Below are 19,499 nucleotides of genomic sequence, written 5' to 3' on the forward strand. Positions count from 1 at the left end.
ACAAAAAAACATGAAATAAGCTTTAGCCTTCGAAGCAAAAAGAATACTTTTGCGCCCTCGCGGCAAAACAAGAAAAGAAAATGGAAAAAGTAAAAGCCAAAAAACATTTAGGACAGCACTTCCTTAAAGACGAAAGCATCGCAAAAGCAATTGCAGATACTTTGAGTTTAAAGGGATACGATGAGGTTTTAGAAATAGGACCAGGGATGGGTGTGCTTACTAAATATTTACTTGACAAACCAATCCATACGCGAGTAATCGAAATTGATACGGAATCTGTTGCGTATCTGGATGCGAATTATCCAAAATTAAAAGACAATATCATTTCAGAAGACTTTCTGAAATATAATATAAACCAGGTTTACGAGAACAAACAATTCGCCATTATTGGTAATTTCCCTTATAATATTTCTTCTCAGATTGTTTTTAGAACATTAGAGTTTAGAGATCAGATTCCGGAGTTTTCTGGAATGTTTCAAAAGGAAGTTGCAGAGCGAATCTGCGAGAAAAAAGGATCAAAAACCTACGGAATCCTGTCAGTACTTGCACAGGCTTTCTATGATACTGAGTATTTGTTTACTGTAGACGAAAATGTTTTTATTCCTCCGCCCAAGGTCAAGTCGGGTGTGATGAAAATGACCCGAAAGGAAGATTATAGCCTTCCGTGTGGTGAAAAGTTGTTTTTTACGGTTGTAAAAACGGCTTTTCAGCAAAGACGAAAAACATTACGTAACAGTTTGAAAACATTAAATTTATCAGATAATTTGCGAGAAGACACTATCTTTGATAAACGTCCCGAGCAACTTAGCGTTGAAGAGTTTATTGTTTTGACTCAAAAAATAGAAGCCGATGGAGTTCAAAGTTAGCAAAGAATTAATCCACCAACTAGAAGAACATATTGTTAAGAAAAACGACAAAGAACTTGAAGTTTTACTTAATGACCTTCACCATGCTGATATCGCCGAAATTCTTGAGGAATTAGATTTTGACGAAGCAACCTATATTTTCAAAGTTTTAGATAGTGATAAAACAGCTGAAATTCTTCTTGAATTAGAAGATGATCTTCGTGAAAACATCTTAAGCCGATTATCACCAAAAGAGATTGCTGAAGAGCTCGATGAACTTGAGACTAATGATGCTGCCGATATTATAGCTGAACTTTCGCATGAAATTAAAGCAGAGGTAATCTCAGAACTTGTTGATGTTGAACACGCAAAAGACATTGTCGAATTATTGCGTTACGATGAAAACACGGCAGGTGGTTTGATGGGAAAAGAGCTTGTAAAAGTGAATGAAAACTGGAACGTTCTGACTTGTGTAAAAGAAATGCGTATTCAGGCAGAAAATGTTTCGAGAGTACATTCGATCTACGTTGTTGATGACGAAAACCGATTAAAAGGAAGATTATCGCTTAAAGATTTATTGACTTCTTCTACAAAAACTCAAATTGGAGACGTTTATATCCGAAAATTAAATTTTGTAAATGTAGATACTGAAGATGTTGAAGTCGCACGTATCATGCAGAAATATGATTTGGAGGCAATTCCGGTTGTCGACGAATTGGGACGTTTGGTTGGAAGAATTACAATCGACGATATCCTGGATGTAATCAAGGAAGAAGCTGATAAAGATTACCAATTAGCGGCCGGTATTACACAAGACATTGAAAGTAATGACAGTGTTCTTGAACTTACAAAAGCGCGTTTACCTTGGTTATTAATCGGAATGGTGATTGAAATTGTGGCTTCTTTTGTATTGAAAGACAATGAAGCTGCTTTTCAGAAATATTCAACATTAATTATTTTTGTGCCTTTGCTTTCTGCAACTGCTGGAAATATTGGTGTTCAGGCATCGGCAATTGTGGTGCAGGGTTTGGCTAACGGTACTTTGAAAGAATTCAGTCGCAGTTATTTCAGCAAGGAGCTTACCGTTTCAATGATTTCGGGAAGTATTATTTCTTTGCTTCTTTTGGGTTATCATTCACTTATGTATCAACAATATTCTGTTGGATTGGCCATTTCCATTTCCATGATTGTTGTGATTCTGTTTGCTGCAACTTTAGGGACACTTGTACCTCTTTTTCTTCATAAAAATAAAATCGATCCTGCAATTGCGACGGGACCGTTTATTACTACAACAAATGATGTTTTTGGAATTATGCTTTATTTCGGTGTAGCCAAAATGATTCTTGGATTTTAGATTTTTGGCACAAATTAATAAGATGCAGTGATTTAAGATCTTTAAATTCTGTGTAATTTGCAAACGGAATAAAAGGCCTTCATATGCCTGAAATAAATTAAAACCCAGCAACATGAAAGTACACATTATTGGAGGAGGAAACCTTGGGGTTTCTATTGCCTTGGGAATTGCTAAATTTTCGAAAAACAACCAAGTTACCGTTACAAGAAGAAATATTGCTAGTATTCAATATTTATCTGAATATGGAATTACAGTGTCTAATGATAATAAACACAATATCCAGGAAGCTGATGTAGTGATTTTAACCATAAAACCTTATCAGGTTGATACGGTTTTGGCTGAAATTTTACCCGTTATTCAAAATAAAACAATTGCTTCGGCAGTAAGTGGATTATCTTTGGATATGCTTCAGGAAAAAACAAAAAATGAATATCCAGTTGTACGTATTATGCCAAATATTGCGGCACAGTTTGGAGAATCGGCAACTTGTATTTCTTTCCCTGAAACAGATCGTGAGGAAGCGATGCCAATTGTAGATTTGTTTCAGGATTTGGGAACTGCTCCGGTTATTGATGAAAAACTAATGGATGCCGCAACTGTTTTAGGCGCTTGCGGAACAGCTTATGCATTGCGATATATTCGTGCTTCAATGCAAGCTGGAATCGAAATTGGATTTGATTCTAGTACAGCTTTAGCAATTGCTGCTCAAACGGCAAAAGGAGCTGCAAAAATGCTTTTAGAGGAAAAAGTACATCCAGAACAATTAATCGACCGTGTAACAACGCCTCAAGGTTGTACAATTGTAGGTTTGAATGAAATGGAACACAATGGATTCAGTTCATCATTGATAAAAGGAATTAAAACTTCTTTAAAGCAAATCAAAGGATTGTTGAAATAAAACTTTAATTTTTGAAATATCAAATTCCAAATTCCAATTTTAAAAATGGAGTTTGGAATTTTTTTTTTGAAATTTATTTCGAATGACAATATTCAATCAAATGAGCGATATCTTCTTTGGATAACGTTTTTGAAAATACCGTTTTATGGTAATCGATAGCTAATATTTCTACTTTTGAACTGTCAATTTTGTGTTTTTTATTAGTAAGCCAATTTACAAAAACAATAGAATCAACTTCATGAAGCGCTGGACCAGTTATTTTTGAGTTCAATTTATGACAAGCAGCACAATTAGAATTAAATACTTCTTTTCCTTTTTTTTGATTTTCTGTTAAATCAATATTTCCACAAGAAGGCAAATCGTGCGTTCCACATTCTGGAATTTCAGATTTTTTGAAGATCTTCAGATACATAATTATTCCAGTTGAGACTACTATTATAGCTGTCAAAGAAAAAAGTAGGATTCTGATTTTTTTCATAATATCTCAAATTTTTGATTTAAGCAAAAATTTCAAAATGTTCTACATTCTCTTCGAATTCTAAAAGAAAATGTTCATCTTCCGGATAATATTTCGCTTTTTCGATATTTTCTCCGGCAAAATTTTTAATTACTTCCCAATTTTTCCAATACGTTATAAGCGTGAAATGGCCTTCATTGTTTTTAATATTTTTTAAAAAAGAAAGCTTTACAAATCCAGCTGTTTTCTCATAATCTGGAATTGCCGTTTTGATTATAAATTCGGTGTAAGCCTCATAATCTTCAATTTTTGTTTTTCCGTGCCAGATTCTTGCGATCATAATTTCAGGCTTTTGGTTTGTTCAAAGTGTATTTTAAATAGATAAATCCAAAGAATCCTGATAACATTGAAGCGATGAGAATTGCAATCTTCGAAAAAACAATCGTTTCAGGATCTTTAAAAGCCAAAATGGTAATAAAGATTGACATCGTAAAACCAATTCCGCCCAACATTCCGGCACCTAAAATATGCGCCCATTTTAAGTTTTTAGGAAGAACACACAAACCTGCTGTTACACCAATAGAAGAAAACAATACAATTCCTAAAGGTTTTCCAACTACTAAACCAAGAATGATTCCGTAAGTATTTGTATGATTTAAACCTTCGTGCCAATCCTGAGTTATTGCAATGCAGGTATTTGCAATCGCAAACAAAGGCAAAATTAGGAAAGCGACAGGCTTATGTAAAAAGTGCTGCAATTTATAAGAAGACGAATTTTCGCCACCGTCTCCAAACGGAATTACAAATGCTAATATCACACCCGTAATAGTTGCATGTACGCCGGAATTCAACATAAAATACCACATCACAATTCCTCCAATTAAATATGGAATTATGTTGTTGATTTTCATTCGATTTAAAACAAAAAGAAAGCCCCAGATTCCTAAAGCAATTGCAAGATTTACAAAAGCAATTGACGTAGTGTAAAAAATAGCGATAACAATTATGGCACCCAAATCATCAATAACAGCAAGCGCAGTTAAAAATACTTTTAAAGAAGGTGAAACTTTTTTGCCTAAAAGCGATAAAATTCCAATAGCAAAAGCAATGTCGGTTGCCATAGGAATTCCTGCTCCGTTTTGCGTTGCTGTTCCAAAATTTAAAGCCAGAAAAATCGCAGCTGGAACCAACATACCGCCAAGTGCTGCCATTATTGGTAAAGAAGCGTTTTTTATGTTGGATAATTCTCCGTGATAAATTTCGCGTTCCAATTCTAAGCCAATCAATAAAAAGAAAATCGTCATTAATCCATCGTTGATCCAATGCGTAATAGAATGCCCGCCTAAATCTTTTTCCCAAAAAGCAACATATTCTGCTGAATAAGATGAATTTGCAAGATATAATGAGATAATCGTAACAAATAATAAGAGAAGTCCTCCAGATTTTTCGTTGTTAAAAAAAGAATTAAAAGTCTTGGTCAGTTTCATTTTGGTAGATTTTCCAGAGAGGTGAAAGAGTTGATTTTTTCAATCTCCTATTTTCAAAGTTAAAAAAAATAAAACGAATTATGGTTTTGCGTTTTTTATGGATTGATAATAAAAGCAAATTCTATAGAATTACCGTATTTTTGTTTTCAATAAAATACAATAAAAATGAGCATAAAAATTCTTCATATCGACAGCAATAATCCAATTCTTTGGAATCAATTGGAAGAAGCTGGTTTCGAAAATCACGCCGATTTTAAATCTTCTAAAGAAGAAATCGAAGCTAAAATTCAGGACTACAACGGAATTGTAATTCGCAGCCGTTTCAAGATTGACAAGACTTTTTTAGATAATGCAACTAACTTGCAATTTATTGCCAGAGTGGGTGCAGGCCTTGAAAGTATTGATTGTGAATATGCTTCTGCAAAAGGAATTCATTTAATTGCAGCGCCAGAAGGAAATCGAAATGCAGTTGCCGAACATTCGCTTGGTGTTATATTATCACTTTTCAATAATTTAAATCAGGCCGATGCCGAAGTTAGAGCAGGACATTGGAATCGAGAAAGTAATCGTGGTCATGAACTTGATGGAAAAACGGTTGGAATTATCGGTTATGGAAACATGGGAAAAGCTTTTGCCAAAAAACTTCGTGGTTTTGATACTGAAGTTTTGTTTTATGATATTTTAGAAAATATTGGAGATGAAAATGCCAAACAAGTTTCTTTAGCCGAATTACAAAAAAGAGCTGATGTTTTAAGTCTTCATTTGCCTTGGACACCAGAAACAGACAAAATGGTTGATGCCAATTTTATAAACGCATTTTCGAAGCCATTTTGGATTATAAATACGTCTCGTGGTAAAAATATCGTTACAGCAGATTTGGTTAACGCTATGAAGTCGAAAAAGGTGTTAGGAGCAGGTTTGGATGTTTTGGAATATGAAAAATTATCTTTTGAAACACTTTTTCAGGATAAAAATACGCCAGAAGCCTTTCAATATTTATTAGAAGCAAAAAATGTTTTACTTACACCGCACATCGCAGGCTGGACTTTTGAAAGTCACGAACGTTTAGCTCAGGTAATTGTAGATAAAATCAAAGCAGTTTATACGGATAAATAGCGTAATGCTGATTGTTAGTTAATTATGATTTGTTGTTTGAATTGCTTTTGTCTTTATAACAAGCTTTTTCTGTAAAAGTAATCATGAGAATTAGTTTTTAAAATTATTTTTGTTTAATATTGTTCCTCGTTTTTTTAACAAAATTTTAATAAGGAGCAACCGAAAATCCTATAAAGAGTAGGCATTAACTAACTAATTTTATTAAATATGATTGAATGGTACAAAAAAGTGGTCTTTGAAAATTATGCAAATTTTAGTGGAAGAGCTAGAAGAAGTGAATACTGGTATTACACACTAGCAACGATAATTATTTCAATCATTTTAGCGATTCTTGATTTTTCTTTAGGTTTGACTATTGGAGATTCGGGAGCTGGTATTTTAAGAGCTATCTATGGCTTATTGGTTTTATTGCCAGGTTTAGCTGTAATGGTTAGAAGATTGCATGATGTTGGAAAAAGCGGTTGGTTTTTTCTTATTATCCTTTTGCCACTAGCAGGTGTTATTTGGTTATTAGTGCTTCTATGTACTGAAGGAGACAGAGGGTCAAATGCCTATGGTGCAGATCCAAAAGATGATTTTGAAGATATTAATGAAATTGGGAAAGTTGAATTAGATTAATATATAGATAAATATGGAAACAAGCAAACAAGAGGCGTGGAATACCCCATCACAGCCAAGACAAGAGAATAAAAAAGTTCTAGCCGGAATTATGGGAATAATTTTTGGTTACTTAGGAATTCATAAATTTATATTAGGATACACTCAAGAAGGAATCATTCAAGTGGTAATTAGTATTGTTACTTGTGGATTAGGTGGAATAATCGGATTTATTGAAGGAATCATTTACTTGACAAAATCAGATGAAGAGTTCTATCAAACTTACCAGGTAGGCAAAAAAGGCTGGTTCTAAATTATATATTTAAATCCCATTCATTATTCGAATGGGATTTTTTTTGTTCATTATATTAGAAATTTAAAAGATTACAAAATGGAAAATACAAAAACAGAACATTGGAACAACCCGCCGCAATACGAGCAAGAAAATAAAAAAGTTGTTGCAGGAATATTGGCAATTTTAATAGGAGCGCTAGGTATTCACAAATTTTATCTTGGTTATACAAAAGAAGGTATTATTCAGCTTCTTTTAGGACTTATGTGTGGAATTGGTGGTGTAATCGGAATTATTGAAGGAATTTTATATTTGACAAAAACTGACGAAGAATTTTATCAGACTTACCAAGTTGGTTATAAAGGCTGGTTTTAAACATAAAAAAATCCCACTCTTTCTGGAATGGGATTTTTTTATGTTTAATAGATTCTGATTAATCTTCTTTTTCAGATAGTTTTCTTTCTAGCTCAAGTTGAAATTCTTCAATAACAGGTTTCATAGTGCTTTCCGGGATATCGGCAATTCTGATATACATTAAACCATCGATGGCATTGTTGAATAAAGGATCTACGTTAAATGCGACAACTCGTGCGTTTTGTTTGATATATTTCTTAATTAAAACAGGCAAACGTAAATTTCCTGGTTCTAATTCGTCAATAATTTTGTCAAATTTGTTCAAATCAGATTCGGCTTCGTCGAAAATAAAGTCCTTGTCTGCGTCTTTCAATTTAACTTTATATGCTTTTTTCGGATGGATATATTGTGCAATATACGGATCGTAATAGTTTGATTTCATGAACTCAATCATCAATGATTTAGAGAAATCAGAAAATTGATTACTAATACTTACACCACCAACTAAATATTTGTGTTCAGGATGACGAAGCGTTGTATGGATAATACCTTTCCATAATAAAAATAAAGGCATTGGTTTTTGCTGATATTCACGAGTGATAAAGGCACGGCCCATCTCGATAGATTTGCTCATCATATCATGAAGTTCAGGTTCAAATCTGAAAAGATCAGTAAGATAAAAACCTTCGATGCCGTATTTACGGTAAATTTCAGAACCTAATCCCATTCGATAAGCTCCAGCGATTTTTTTTGTTTCATCGTCCCACAAAAACATATGGTGGTAATACTGGTCGTACTCGTCAAGGTCGATAGATTCGTTTGTTCCTTCGCCAACTTCACGGAAAGTTATTTCGCGTAGACGTCCAATTTCATGCAAGATATTCGGAATTGATTTTGCTTTTGCAAAAAACACTTCATAATTTTTGCTTTGTAAAAATCGGGAATCATTATCTCTTAAAGCTTGAACTTCGGCAATCAATTTCGATTCGTTCACCGGAGTAACAATTTTTTTAGGCGCTTTCGGAATTTTCAAGCTTGCTGTATCGATAAGTTTGGTGTCCTTTTCAAAAGGATTCGCCAGCATGTAGGTTTTCTTTCTTAAAAATTCTGAGTATTCTTCAAACGATTCAATTTCATTTTGTTCGCTTACAGAAATCGGTTTTCCTATACGGACTTTAATAACACGGTCTTTCTGCGTAAGCAATTCAGATGGAAGTTTTGCAGTACGTAAAGTGTCGTCTATTTTTGAAAGCCAATAGAATAATTTACTGTTTTTAGCATGAAAATAGATGGGTACAACCGGAACTTTGGCTTTTCTGATTAATTTCAGAGCGCCTTCTTCCCAAGGTTTATCAACCATTAATTTCCCATCTTTGTAAGTTGAAACTTCTCCGGCAGGAAAAATTCCCAACGGTTTTCCGTCACTTAAATGACGTAAAGTTTCTTTGATTCCAACCACGCTTGATTTTGCATCCTTATGATTTTCAAAAGGATTAACCGGCATGATGTATTTTTTAAGTGGAACAATTCTGTGTAATAAGAAATTTGCAATAATTTTGAAATTAGGCTCTCTTTCAAGCATTAATTTCAAAAGCAAAATACCGTCAATTCCTCCAAGCGGATGATTAGAAATGGTAATATAAGCGCCATCTTTTGGCAAACGTTTTAAATCTTCTTCCGGGATTTCAAATTTGATTTCCATCTCATCCAAAATTCCGTTTAGAAACGCAACATCCTCTAAATGTTTATTATGATCATAAATTTTATTAAGGGTAGAGATCTTAAGAACCTTCATAAGAATCCAGCCTGAAAAAGTACCGAATACTCCGTACTTATCAACATTTATTGCCTTTGCAACTTCTTTCGCGGTAACTAAACCCATGTACTATTTTTAAATTATTAGAGTAGCGAACAAAGATAACAAAAAACTCTACTTTTCCTTTATTCAATTATAAACTTTCCACTTTTTTATTACATTTGGAATCCTAAAAAAATTACCAAGATGAAAATTATTTCTTATAATGTAAACGGAATTCGCGCAGCAATTACTAAAGGATTTATCGAATGGCTACAAGCGGCTAGCCCAGATGTTATCTGCCTTCAGGAAATTAAGGCAACACAGGATCAAATTCCGGTTGAAGCTATAACGGCCGCTGGCTATCCTTATCAATATTATTATCCGGCAACCAAAAAGGGTTACAGTGGTGTTGCAATCTTATCTAAAATAGAACCGAAATCAGTTGTTTACGGAACAGGAATTCATCATATGGATTTTGAAGGGCGTAATCTTCGTGCTGATTTTGAAGATGTTTCAGTGATGAGTTTGTATCTTCCGTCAGGAACTAATATTGAAAGACTGGATCATAAATTTATGTTTATGGACGATTTTCAAACGTATATCAACGAACTGAAATTAACGATTCCGAATTTAATTATTTGTGGAGATTATAATATTTGCCACGAAGCAATTGATATTCATGACCCTGTTCGAAATAAAACAGTTTCTGGGTTTTTGCCTGCAGAACGTGCGTGGCTTGATGCTTTTATGAAATCAGGTTTTATTGATAGTTTCCGTCATTTCAATAAAGATCCTCATCATTATTCTTGGTGGAGTTACCGTGCCGGAGCGAGAGGAAATAACAAAGGCTGGCGTATTGACTACAATTTAGTGAGCGATTCGATGGGACACCGTTTAAAACGAGCTGTTATTCTTCCAGATGCTGTTCACTCGGATCATTGCCCGGTTTTAGTCGAAATCGATTAAAGTTTGGTATTGTTCTTGTTAAGAATGTATCGGTTTAAAGAAAACAAGTTTGAAAATGTGTTCTTTGAACAAGATTTTTTTGAATTATTAATAAAGCCCCAAATAAAAACCTAAAGTAAAATGATTAAAAAAGCCTCCATTGGATTAGTAGTTTTAGCTTTGTCTGCAACTTCTTGTGTATCCAAAAAGATTTACAATGATCTTGAAACAAAATATTCAGATTTAAAAAAGGAAAGCCGATCTATTGCAGATGAAAATGCGAATTTAAAAACTGCAAAAAATCAGTTAGAATTAGACAAAGATAAACTGACTAAAGATTTGGCAAGTACAAAAGATGATCTTGCAAAACAAAAAGCTGATCTTGCAGCGGAGCAAAAAAAATATAAAGTATTGCAGGATTCTTATAATGCATTAGAAAAAAACAGCAACGATGCATTAGAAAGCAATATGGCTAAAAACCGCGAGTTGTTAGCACAATTAGAAGCAAAATCTAAAAAGCTGGCAGATGAACAAGCGCGTTTAGACAAAACAGCAAACCGATTGAAAGAGCTTGAAGATATGATTGCTGCTAAAGAAGAATCAATGCGTAAACTAAAAGAGACTTTATCTAAAGCCTTAAACGGTTTTGAAGGAAAAGGTTTGACAGTTGAACAGAAAAACGGAAAAGTTTATGTTTCTATGGAAAACAAATTGCTTTTCAATTCAGGAAGTTGGGCTGTTGGAACTGAAGGAAGAAAAGCAGTTGTAGAACTTGGAAAAGTTTTAGGCGATAATCCAGATCTTTCGGTTTTAATTGAAGGTCATACAGATGATGATCCATATGCTGGTTCTGGACCAATTGCAAACAACTGGGATTTATCTACAAAAAGAGCTACTGCAATTGTGGCAATTTTAAGTGAAAATACAAAAATCAACAAACAAAAACTTACGGCAGCAGGACGAAGCGAATTTTCTCCGTTGGCAAGCAACGCAACTCCGGAAGGAAAAGCGAAAAACCGTAGAATCGAAATCATCTTAACACCAAGATTAGATGAGATTGCGGAGATGCTTAATAGTATTAATTAATGATGCTAAGGTTCTAAGTTGCTAAGAAGCTAAGATTTTTAAAAAGGCTCAAAGTTTTACTTTGAGCCTTTTTTTATTTCAGAAAAGAAAATTTTAGCAACTTAGTATCTAAAAAAGAATCTTATTCTTTTTTTAACTTTTGTCTTCTTTTGCTTTGTCCAATCGCTTCGTAACTTTGAAGCTTTATTACTCAAAAATAAGAAAACTTAGAATCTTAGTAACTTAGCATCTTAGAACCTTTTAAAAAATATGATATACACTACATTACCAAACACCGATATAAAAGTTAGTAAAATTAATCTCGGAACAATGACTTTTGGTCAGCAGAATACAGAAGCCGAGGGGCATGCTCAAATGGATTATGCTTTAGAACGCGGAGTCAATTTTTTTGATACAGCCGAAATGTATTCGGTTCCGGCGAGTGAAGCGACTTATGGAAGTACAGAAAAAATAATTGGAACCTGGTTTAAGAAATCCGGAAATCGCGATAAAATTGTTTTAGCATCTAAAATTGCAGGTCCAAATCCAAGTTTTGGTTACATGCGTGAGAAACTGGATTTTTCATCGGCAAGTATTAAATATGCAGTTGAAAACAGTTTGAAAAGACTTCAGACAGATTATATCGATTTATACCAAATGCATTGGCCGGAAAGAAAAACCAATAATTTCGGACAGCGCGCTTTTCATGGACATAATGATGTTTGGGAAGATAATTTTAGAGAAATCCTTGAAACTTTCGATGGATTAATTAAAGAAGGAAAAATTAAACACATTGGAGTTTCAAACGAAAATTCATGGGGGATGATGCGTCTTTTGGAAGAAAGCAAGTACAATAATTTGCCAAGAATCAAAACTGTTCAAAATCCATATTCTTTATTGAATCGTTTGTTTGAAGTGAATTCAGCCGAAGTTTCAAAATATGAAAATGTTGGTTTATTAGGATATTCGCCTTTGGCATTTGGAGTTTTGACAGGGAAATTCTTAACAGGAGAAGCTCATCCGAAAGCGAGAATTAATCTTTTTCCGCAATATAAACGTTACAATAGTGATCAATGTACTCAAGCGACTAAATTGTATCAGGAAATCGCTAAAAAACATGGTTTAACGTTAACGCAATTAGCGATGGGATTTGTATTGCAGCAGCCTTTCCTGACAAGTGCAATTATTGGCGCAACAACATTGGAACAATTAAAAGAAAATATTGACACAATTGATGTAGTCCTTTCGAAAGAAATTCTTGCTGAGATTGATGCTGTTCAGGCTATAATTCCTGATCCGGCGCCTTAAAGTATTATTTAACCGTAAGGTTCGCTAAGATTTACGCAAAGCACACAAAGTTTTTCAACTTATAAAAGGAAAATCTTTGTGTGCTTTACCATTATTTTTTTAATCAAAGCATTGCGAACTTTGCGGTTAAACTTTACTACAATTATAAATCAAATTCATCATCAACAGCCAACGAATCATTTTTAACTGCAGTTGAATCAGGAGCTTTGATTTTTATCAGTGAACGCGCACTTCCTGAAATATAAACCGGCAATTGACCAAGCGTATCTTCAGGAACTAACAAACCTCGGCGGAACATTAAATTCTTTAAAAACTTCTGATTTTTAATTGCATAATCTTTCAAATTGCCTTGATCATTAAATTGATACATGAATTTTCTCGGTTTCGGAATTATAGTTGCCAAGTATAAACATTCATCTACATTTAGATCAGATGGGCTTTTTTGAAAATAAAAATGACTCGCTTCGCCAATTCCATAAACATTTGGTCCCCATTCGATAATGTTGAAATATACTTCCAGCATTCTTTCTTTGCTTACAATTCGGTTGTTTTCTAAAATATAAACCAATAAGATTTCTTCTAGCTTTCGCGAAAGCGTTTTTTCACGCGTCAGGAAGACGTTTTTAATCAACTGCATGCTGATCGTGCTTGCACCGCGTGAGAATTTTTTGGTTCTGATGTTTTTAAGAATCGATTGCTTGAAGGCTTCATTAATGAAACCGCGATGTGAGAAGAATGATGGATCTTCAGTCGTTAAAACGCATTTTCTCAAATAAGGCGAAATTTGGTCTAAAGGCGTGTAATTCGGATTTGCATTTCCAACCAAAATTGGGCGTTGCAATACATTTTGAATTATCGCACGATAAACAAATTCACCATTTAGTTTGTTTAAATCGGCTTCGCCGTATTTTGTAATTCGTAAATCTTCTTTGTTGAGTTTACTGTCAAAAACAAGTGTGTTTGGTTTGTTTTTATTGAATTTGAAATCGAGTTTATAATCAAAATTTCCAGTTGCCTGCATTCCTTGAAAATGCGTAAATAATCCGTCAGGAAGCGAAACGATAAAATCCTGCGCCTTCATCTTTGGAATATTTACTTTCAAAGTATAAACCGTATCTTCTTCTGTATCATATGAAATATAAGGTTTTACTTTGATTTTGTTCAACTGCATTGTTGAGGTACTGTCTATCGAAATGAAATTATCTCCTAATAAAAATCGGTAATCAAAACGGGCATTTTTGATTACAACATCTTTGCTGGCGATTTTTGGATGATTGATTTTTAAATTGGTGATAGAAGTAAAGCCGTCAATGTGAAGTTCACTGCCGCTTTTGTCAATTTTTTCGACGTTCAGTCTAATGGAATCAAAACTGGCTTTTAAGCTATAACGTTCGTCCAAATAAGGAACGCGAATAGCGCCTGTATCTAAATTGAAGAATCGAATATCGGCTTTTTCATTTCTCGGATCGGCAAAACCTTTTATGTTCCAGCGCTGATCGAAATTTTTGCTTTGAACATGAAGATTAGTTTCGAGTTGTTTATCATTTAAAACTAATTTATCAATTGCTATTGACGCTGTTTTTCCATTGTCATCAATTTTGAATTGAAATTTCTCTAAATGCATGTCGGTCGGGACCAGATTTAGGAGTTTTGAAATAATTCGGTAAGCAAAAGCGCCGTATTTGCGTTTTTCACTTTTTTCAGAATCATCACTGTTTCTTTTTAAGAAAGCATCAAAATTTCTGATTTTTCCTTTTTTTACCAATTGAATATAGCCATTGTTGATTTTCAAAGTTCCAACCTGAACATCACCAATCAATAAATTGCTTAAACTGACACTAGTTTCAATTTTTTCAATTTTAAGAAGTGTGTCAGCGCCTTTTGGAACTAAAATAACATCGGTTAATTTAATGCTTGATAAGCCGTCGAAAGAAGCTTCTTTTACAGAAAAATCACTATTGTAACTCACTGCCATTTTGTGTTTTACTTTTGCAATGGCTTGTTTTAAAAGCGAATCACGAAAAAAATACAGTCCGATGCAAAGTAAAACAAGTAGTACGGCAAGTATTTTTAGGAGTTTGTATATTTTTTGTTTTGGAAAATTCATAGTGGTATTTTTATCAGAAATCAACCAAAAAGAATACTCGCAACATCTTCAATTTTTGCCACAAGTTCAATTTTGATTCCCGTATTTTTTAAAGCAATTTTATTGTATTTAGAAACAAAAATAGTGTCAAAGCCTAATTTTTCGGCTTCCTGTATTCGTTGATCTACACGATTTACAGGACGAATTTCGCCCGAAAGCCCAACTTCGCCGGCAAAACAAAAACCTTTCCCAACAGGAATATCTTCATTTGATGATAAAATTGCTGCGACAACAGCCAAATCAATTGCTGGATCATCTACAGAAATTCCGCCTGTTACGTTCAAGAAAACATCTTTAGCTCCAAGTCGGAAGCCGGCTCTTTTTTCCAAAACGGCCAAAATCATATTTAATCTTTTGGCGTTATAACCCGTTGTGCTTCTTTGTGGAGTTCCGTAAACTGCTGTACTCACTAATGATTGAATTTCGATCATCAGCGGACGCATGCCTTCAAGTGTTGTTGCAATGGCAGTTCCGGATAATTCTTCGTCTTTATGAGAAATCAATATTTCAGAGGGATTGCTTACTTCACGCAAACCGCTTCCGAGCATTTCATAAATTCCGAGTTCTGATGTTGAACCAAAACGGTTTTTCAGTGAACGCAAAATTCGGTAAATGTGATTTCTGTCGCCTTCAAATTGAAGAACGGTATCGACCATATGTTCCAAAATTTTTGGTCCGGCAATGTTTCCGTCTTTGGTAATATGTCCGATTAAAATAACGGGAATATTGGTTTCTTTGGCAAATTTGATCAGTTCGGCCGTGGTTTCTCTAATTTGAGAAATGCTTCCTGCTGTCGATTCGATATAATCAGTGTGTAAAGTCTGAATGGAATCGATAATTACAATTTCCGGCTGAATGGCTTCAATTTGTTTGAAGATATTCTGCGTTTTTGTTTCCGTCAGAATATAGCAATTGTCGCTATTTGGTGTAATTCTTTCGGCGCGCATTTTTATTTGCTTCTGACTTTCTTCGCCGGAAACATATAAAGTTTTATAAGGTAATTTTAATGAGATTTGAAGTAAAAGTGTGCTTTTTCCAATTCCAGGTTCTCCGCCTAAAAGCGTTAAAGATCCCGGAACAATTCCGCCTCCTAAAACACGATTCAATTCGCCATCGGTTGTATCCATTCGGATTTCCTGAGCCGAATCAATTTCGTCAATTTTTAAAGGTCTTGGTGCTTTGTTTGTTGAAGTTGGTTCGCTTTTCCAAGCCACTTTTTCTTGTTTCTGAATAATTTCTTCAGCAATTGTATTCCATTCTTTGCACGCGTTGCATTGCCCCTGCCATTTAGAATATTGGGTGCCGCAGTTTTGGCAAAAAAAGGAAGTTTTAACTTTTGACATTATTTAGTTTTTTTAGCAAGCGTATTCATTTCGTCGATTTTCTCATACATCAAATCTTTGTTCAAATCTCCGATTGGCTCCATTTGAGAAGCATTTTGGTATTTTTTTGAAGCATGTTTTGGGTCGCCCATTTTTTCGTACATCAAGCCCAATTCATATTCTCCTAACATGGCTTTTGGATAATTTACATTTCCAATTTCCGCCATTTTTCCTAATTCATCATAAGCATTTTTTTTCAAAATAATATTTTCTATTACTTTGAAATCACTCATTCTTACCGGAACCTGAAATCCTAAAATTTCAGACATTGTAGCGTATTTTTTTTCTAAATAATCTGAATAGCCAGATTCTAGAACTGCAATTTTTTCATTGTATTCAGCAGAATTAATTGGTCTGTACGATTCAAAAATTTGATATAACGCATTCGGAATTGAATGTAAAACCTCAGTGTAATGCGTTGCGCCTTTAAATACATCATATTTAAAATTCACTAACGGATTATTGGCAACCTTAATATTGCTGTTCAGTTTTTCAATAGGTTCTTTAATTCTTTTATTATCACCTTCTCCTGCAGAAAGATAATAGAATATTGGTTTTTGGATTTTTGCAAATTTCTCAGCAATTCTAACTTCCATTTTTGGTGCAAGTTCTGGGCTTAAACAGATATATGCGTTAAAAATTGGCTCTTCTTTATATAAATAAAAATTCGCAAAACTCGCTGTTATGTCATGGCCTGCAATAATTCTGAAAGGCGCAGTATGGTACTTTTTTTCGATGTACGGGATTAATTCAGCACCTACAAATTCAAAGAATTTCGCTCCTTTTTCAAAAGGCAGACCTTCATTTTGATCGATTGTCGAATCGTCTTCACGTTCGCCGTCTTTATTTTGATGTATTCCAATAATAATCATTTCCGGAATATCATCCCAATATGCGCCATAACTTACTGCTCCCGAAAACGGGTCAAATAAATAATCTCCATCAAAAAGATATAAAACAGGATATTTTCTATCCGATTTCTCATCATAAGATGGCGGAAGCCCAATTGTTATTCTTCGTTCTTCTCCCAGTTTTTCAGATTTTATATTATCGAATTTTTTCTGAGAAAAAACAGAAACAGATATGAATGCAAGCAGTAGGTAGACTTTTTTCATGATTGGTGGCATTTCAGTGAATTAAAAAGTATTGGAAATTGTATGGCAATATAATACTTTATTTGCTTTTTGGTATTTTGGGACTTAAAAAAAAGCAATGATTTCCTACGCTTATTTTTTTGATTTTAGGCAACAGAAAATCTGTTTGTACAAAATATTTTGAACAAACTGTGAGTAAAAATAAGGATTAATTTATTGTTTTATGTTAACGAATTATCGTTTTCATTTGGAAAAATAATCCATGGCTTGAAGGTTTTGGCTTCTTCAAATTCCAGGGTCGCATATGAAATGATAATAATGATATCGTCTTTTTGAACCTTTCTTGCGGCAGGACCATTAAGTGTGATTTCGCCCGAATTTTTTATGCCTTTTATAGCATAAGTTTCAAAACGCTCGCCATTATTAATGTTAACAATAGATACTTTTTCGCCTTCAATAATATTTGAAGCTTCTAGTAGAGTTTCATCAATAGTAATACTGCCAATATAATTTAAATCGGCACCAGTAACTTTTACTCGATGAATTTTTGATTTTATAACTTGAATTTGCATGGAGCAAAGGTAATTTAATTTAATGAAATGGTGTCAATTAACCTTATAGAATTAACAAATACCGCTATAAACGCACGGTATTTTTTGTCATTAATTTTATGATCAATTGATAATAATGTTGATTCGTCAGCAATGACAAAATATTCCAGCTCAAATCTTTCATTGTTTTTGAAAGCGTCTTCAACAAATTGAATGGTTTCTTGAGGTGATTTAGTTTGAAATATTTCTTTTGCTTCTGTCAAGGTTTTATAAATTATGGCAGCTTCTTTTCTTTCTTCCGCTGTTAAGCGCTCATTTCGAGAGCTCATCGCTAAAAGATTGTCTTCTCTGAAAATTGGGCAGCCAACAATATTTACAGGTAAATTGTTTTTTTCGACTAATTTTTTAACAATTTGTAGTTGCTGAAAATCCTTTTCTCCAAAATAAGCATTTGTAGGCGTTACGATTTCAAAAAGGCGTTTTACAATTGTTCCGACTCCGTTAAAATGCCCGGGTCTGAATTTTCCTTCCATCTGATTTTCTAAACCATCATAGTCAAAGGATTGCGAAATTGTATTTCCTTCATAAATATCTTCTACTGAAGGAGCATATAAAATTATTTTGTCACTTAATCCTCTCATTTTTTTTACATCTTCTTCAAGAGTTCGAGGATATTTTTCTAAATCTTCAGGATTATTAAACTGAGTAGGGTTTACGAAAATACTTACAACGGTATCGTCGTTTTCTTTAAGTGATCGTTGCATTAAAGCCAGATGCCCTTGGTGTAAAGCTCCCATGGTTGGTACAAATCCGATGGTTGAATTTGCGGTTTTGATAGTTTTTAAATAAGCTATCAAAGCTACTTTACCGTAAAAAATATGCATGGCAGTATTATTAAAATTTAGTGCAAACATAATATATTAGTTATAAACTGCATAAAATTTTGTAATTTTGCGACGTTTTTATTACCAAAAATTAAGTAAAATACTATTATGAAAGATAAGAGGATATTATATGTATCATCTGAAGTCGTGCCTTATTTGGCTGAAAATGAGGTTTCTTTAATGTCTTATGACGTTCCTAAAATGATTAACGATCAAGGAGGTCAGATAAGAATTTTCATGCCAAGATATGGAAATATCAACGAGAGAAGACATCAATTACACGAAGTGATCAGGCTTTCTGGAATGAATTTGGTAGTGAATGACTTAGATATGCCATTGATTATTAAAGTTGCTTCAATTCCAAAAGAAAGAATTCAGGTTTATTTTATTGATAATGATGAGTATTTTAAGCGTAAGGCAACTTTTGCTGACGAAGAAGGTGCGTTGTATCCTGACAATGATGAACGTGCAATCTTTTTTGCTAAGGGAGTTGTTGAAACCGTTAAAAAATTGAACTGGGTTCCAGATATCATTCATGTTCACGGATGGTTGGCAGCAATGCTTCCTATTTATATGAAGCATTATTATAAAAATGAAGCTTTGTTTTCAGAAACTAAAATCGTTACATCAGTCTACGGACAATCTTTTGATGAAAACTTAGACATGGAGATGATCAACAAAGTTAAATTTGATGGTGTGCCGCATGAATCTGTTTCTGACTTGGAAGTTCCAAATTATGAGAATGTTTTAAAAGCAAGTATATTACACTCAGATGCAGTAATCATTGCCTCTGAAAATGTTTCCCCAAGTTTAACAAAATTTATAGAATCTTCAGGAAAACCTTTTTTACCTTTCACCCCGAAAGATGCATTCGCTGAAGCGTATACAAATTTCTATAGAAAAATGGGTCTTTAATTAACTTTAAT

At 33.8% G+C, this 19,499-nt stretch carries 20 protein-coding genes; 11 read left to right on the plus strand and 9 right to left on the minus strand.

Going from position 1 to position 19,499, the window contains the following annotated elements; genetic code table 11:
* Nucleotides 1–80 precede the first annotated feature (80 nt).
* The 3 genes from rsmA (at nt 81) to proC (ending at nt 3,097) form a co-directional block, all read left to right on the plus strand.
* A complete protein-coding gene (gene rsmA, locus FN795_RS15325) occupies nt 81–866 on the plus strand; it encodes a 16S rRNA (adenine(1518)-N(6)/adenine(1519)-N(6))-dimethyltransferase RsmA (RefSeq protein ID WP_142451411.1) in 786 nt (261 codons plus the stop codon).
* Complete coding sequence (mgtE, locus tag FN795_RS15330) at nt 850–2,199, plus strand: magnesium transporter (protein ID WP_142451412.1); 1,350 nt, start codon at nt 850–852, stop codon at nt 2,197–2,199. The genes rsmA and mgtE overlap by 17 nt, the downstream gene beginning before the upstream one ends.
* Nucleotides 2,200–2,311: 112 nt before the next feature.
* Entirely contained in the window at nt 2,312–3,097 is a 786-nt protein-coding gene (gene proC / locus FN795_RS15335; RefSeq protein ID WP_035652818.1) for a pyrroline-5-carboxylate reductase, read from the plus strand.
* A gap of 73 nt (nt 3,098–3,170) precedes the next feature.
* Here proC and FN795_RS15340 read toward each other — a convergent pair whose 3' ends face one another.
* From FN795_RS15340 to nhaA, 3 genes are read right to left on the minus strand one after another with little or no spacing between them, the layout of a single operon-like run.
* Entirely contained in the window at nt 3,171–3,575 is a 405-nt protein-coding gene (locus FN795_RS15340) for a cytochrome c (RefSeq protein WP_142451413.1), read from the minus strand.
* Nucleotides 3,576–3,594: 19 nt separating this feature from the next.
* Nucleotides 3,595–3,894 (minus strand): antibiotic biosynthesis monooxygenase, encoded by a 300-nt coding sequence (locus FN795_RS15345; protein ID WP_154275362.1) that lies wholly within the window; start codon nt 3,892–3,894, stop codon nt 3,595–3,597.
* Between the two features lie 4 nt (nt 3,895–3,898).
* Nucleotides 3,899–5,041, minus strand: a complete 1,143-nt coding sequence (gene nhaA / locus FN795_RS15350; protein WP_142451415.1) for a Na+/H+ antiporter NhaA — start codon at nt 5,039–5,041, stop codon at nt 3,899–3,901.
* A gap of 165 nt (nt 5,042–5,206) precedes the next feature.
* Here nhaA and FN795_RS15355 point away from each other — a divergent pair, with 165 nt between their 5' ends.
* From FN795_RS15355 to FN795_RS15370, 4 genes are all read left to right on the plus strand, one after another.
* Entirely contained in the window at nt 5,207–6,157 is a 951-nt protein-coding gene (locus FN795_RS15355) for a 2-hydroxyacid dehydrogenase (RefSeq protein ID WP_142451416.1), read from the plus strand.
* A gap of 207 nt (nt 6,158–6,364) precedes the next feature.
* Nucleotides 6,365–6,775, plus strand: a complete 411-nt coding sequence (locus FN795_RS15360) for a DUF805 domain-containing protein (protein WP_142451417.1) — start codon at nt 6,365–6,367, stop codon at nt 6,773–6,775.
* Between the two features lie 13 nt (nt 6,776–6,788).
* A complete protein-coding gene (locus FN795_RS15365; protein WP_035652835.1) occupies nt 6,789–7,067 on the plus strand; it encodes a TM2 domain-containing protein in 279 nt (92 codons plus the stop codon).
* A gap of 78 nt (nt 7,068–7,145) precedes the next feature.
* Nucleotides 7,146–7,421 (plus strand): TM2 domain-containing protein, encoded by a 276-nt coding sequence (locus FN795_RS15370; RefSeq protein WP_142451418.1) that lies wholly within the window; start codon nt 7,146–7,148, stop codon nt 7,419–7,421.
* Between the two features lie 58 nt (nt 7,422–7,479).
* Here FN795_RS15370 and FN795_RS15375 read toward each other — a convergent pair whose 3' ends face one another.
* On the minus strand, nt 7,480–9,282 hold the full coding sequence (locus FN795_RS15375; RefSeq protein ID WP_035652842.1) for a GNAT family N-acyltransferase: 1,803 nt from the start codon (nt 9,280–9,282) through the stop codon (nt 7,480–7,482).
* Between the two features lie 120 nt (nt 9,283–9,402).
* Here FN795_RS15375 and FN795_RS15380 point away from each other — a divergent pair, with 120 nt between their 5' ends.
* The 3 genes from FN795_RS15380 to FN795_RS15390 all read left to right on the plus strand — a co-directional run bounded on the left by FN795_RS15380 (nt 9,403) and on the right by FN795_RS15390 (nt 12,516).
* Nucleotides 9,403–10,164: an exodeoxyribonuclease III gene (locus FN795_RS15380; RefSeq protein ID WP_142451419.1), complete on the plus strand. Its 762-nt coding sequence runs from the start codon at nt 9,403–9,405 to the stop codon at nt 10,162–10,164.
* A gap of 120 nt (nt 10,165–10,284) precedes the next feature.
* Nucleotides 10,285–11,229: an OmpA/MotB family protein gene (locus FN795_RS15385; protein ID WP_142451420.1), complete on the plus strand. Its 945-nt coding sequence runs from the start codon at nt 10,285–10,287 to the stop codon at nt 11,227–11,229.
* A gap of 249 nt (nt 11,230–11,478) precedes the next feature.
* Complete coding sequence (locus FN795_RS15390; RefSeq protein WP_142451421.1) at nt 11,479–12,516, plus strand: aldo/keto reductase; 1,038 nt, start codon at nt 11,479–11,481, stop codon at nt 12,514–12,516.
* 142 nt (nt 12,517–12,658) lie between these two features.
* On the opposite strand, the gene FN795_RS15395 is transcribed toward FN795_RS15390, so the two are convergent.
* From FN795_RS15395 to panC, 5 genes are all read right to left on the minus strand, one after another.
* Nucleotides 12,659–14,623, minus strand: a complete 1,965-nt coding sequence (locus FN795_RS15395; protein ID WP_142451422.1) for a transglycosylase domain-containing protein — start codon at nt 14,621–14,623, stop codon at nt 12,659–12,661.
* Between the two features lie 20 nt (nt 14,624–14,643).
* Entirely contained in the window at nt 14,644–16,005 is a 1,362-nt protein-coding gene (gene radA, locus FN795_RS15400) for a DNA repair protein RadA (protein WP_035652862.1), read from the minus strand.
* Nucleotides 16,005–17,159 carry an alpha/beta hydrolase gene (locus FN795_RS15405; RefSeq protein WP_142451423.1) on the minus strand — a complete coding sequence of 385 codons (1,155 nt, stop codon included), beginning with the start codon at nt 17,157–17,159 and terminating at the stop codon, nt 16,005–16,007. Before FN795_RS15405 ends, radA begins: the two co-directional genes overlap by 1 nt.
* 200 nt (nt 17,160–17,359) lie before the next feature.
* Nucleotides 17,360–17,710, minus strand: a complete 351-nt coding sequence (gene panD, locus FN795_RS15410; protein ID WP_035652866.1) for an aspartate 1-decarboxylase — start codon at nt 17,708–17,710, stop codon at nt 17,360–17,362.
* Nucleotides 17,711–17,724: 14 nt separating this feature from the next.
* Complete coding sequence (gene panC / locus FN795_RS15415; RefSeq protein WP_035652868.1) at nt 17,725–18,603, minus strand: pantoate--beta-alanine ligase; 879 nt, start codon at nt 18,601–18,603, stop codon at nt 17,725–17,727.
* Between the two features lie 78 nt (nt 18,604–18,681).
* Between panC and FN795_RS15420 the strand changes: the two genes are divergently transcribed.
* Nucleotides 18,682–19,488: a glycogen/starch synthase gene (locus FN795_RS15420; RefSeq protein ID WP_035652871.1), complete on the plus strand. Its 807-nt coding sequence runs from the start codon at nt 18,682–18,684 to the stop codon at nt 19,486–19,488.
* Nucleotides 19,489–19,499 lie beyond the last annotated feature (11 nt).

The sequence above is a fragment of the Flavobacterium resistens genome, assembly GCF_900182645.1.
Taxonomy (GTDB): Bacteria; Bacteroidota; Bacteroidia; order Flavobacteriales; family Flavobacteriaceae; genus Flavobacterium; species Flavobacterium resistens.

Excerpts from the sequence above, each read along its gene's own strand:
- FN795_RS15405 (WP_142451423.1), bottom strand. The coding sequence starts at position 17,159 with ATGAAAAAAGTCTACCTACTGCTTGCATTCATATCTGTTTCTGTTTTT.
- radA (WP_035652862.1), bottom strand. The coding sequence starts at position 16,005 with ATGTCAAAAGTTAAAACTTCCTTTTTTTGCCAAAACTGCGGCACCCAA.
- FN795_RS15390 (WP_142451421.1), top strand. The coding sequence starts at position 11,479 with ATGATATACACTACATTACCAAACACCGATATAAAAGTTAGTAAAATT.
- FN795_RS15345 (WP_154275362.1), bottom strand. The coding sequence starts at position 3,894 with ATGATCGCAAGAATCTGGCACGGAAAAACAAAAATTGAAGATTATGAG.
- FN795_RS15340 (WP_142451413.1), bottom strand. The coding sequence starts at position 3,575 with ATGAAAAAAATCAGAATCCTACTTTTTTCTTTGACAGCTATAATAGTA.
- FN795_RS15355 (WP_142451416.1), top strand. The coding sequence starts at position 5,207 with ATGAGCATAAAAATTCTTCATATCGACAGCAATAATCCAATTCTTTGG.
- proC (WP_035652818.1), top strand. The coding sequence starts at position 2,312 with ATGAAAGTACACATTATTGGAGGAGGAAACCTTGGGGTTTCTATTGCC.
- panC (WP_035652868.1), bottom strand. The coding sequence starts at position 18,603 with ATGTTTGCACTAAATTTTAATAATACTGCCATGCATATTTTTTACGGT.
- mgtE (WP_142451412.1), top strand. The coding sequence starts at position 850 with ATGGAGTTCAAAGTTAGCAAAGAATTAATCCACCAACTAGAAGAACAT.
- panD (WP_035652866.1), bottom strand. The coding sequence starts at position 17,710 with ATGCAAATTCAAGTTATAAAATCAAAAATTCATCGAGTAAAAGTTACT.
- FN795_RS15385 (WP_142451420.1), top strand. The coding sequence starts at position 10,285 with ATGATTAAAAAAGCCTCCATTGGATTAGTAGTTTTAGCTTTGTCTGCA.
- FN795_RS15395 (WP_142451422.1), bottom strand. The coding sequence starts at position 14,623 with ATGAATTTTCCAAAACAAAAAATATACAAACTCCTAAAAATACTTGCC.
- FN795_RS15420 (WP_035652871.1), top strand. The coding sequence starts at position 18,682 with ATGAAAGATAAGAGGATATTATATGTATCATCTGAAGTCGTGCCTTAT.
- FN795_RS15365 (WP_035652835.1), top strand. The coding sequence starts at position 6,789 with ATGGAAACAAGCAAACAAGAGGCGTGGAATACCCCATCACAGCCAAGA.
- FN795_RS15370 (WP_142451418.1), top strand. The coding sequence starts at position 7,146 with ATGGAAAATACAAAAACAGAACATTGGAACAACCCGCCGCAATACGAG.
- nhaA (WP_142451415.1), bottom strand. The coding sequence starts at position 5,041 with ATGAAACTGACCAAGACTTTTAATTCTTTTTTTAACAACGAAAAATCT.
- FN795_RS15380 (WP_142451419.1), top strand. The coding sequence starts at position 9,403 with ATGAAAATTATTTCTTATAATGTAAACGGAATTCGCGCAGCAATTACT.
- FN795_RS15360 (WP_142451417.1), top strand. The coding sequence starts at position 6,365 with ATGATTGAATGGTACAAAAAAGTGGTCTTTGAAAATTATGCAAATTTT.
- FN795_RS15375 (WP_035652842.1), bottom strand. The coding sequence starts at position 9,282 with ATGGGTTTAGTTACCGCGAAAGAAGTTGCAAAGGCAATAAATGTTGAT.
- rsmA (WP_142451411.1), top strand. The coding sequence starts at position 81 with ATGGAAAAAGTAAAAGCCAAAAAACATTTAGGACAGCACTTCCTTAAA.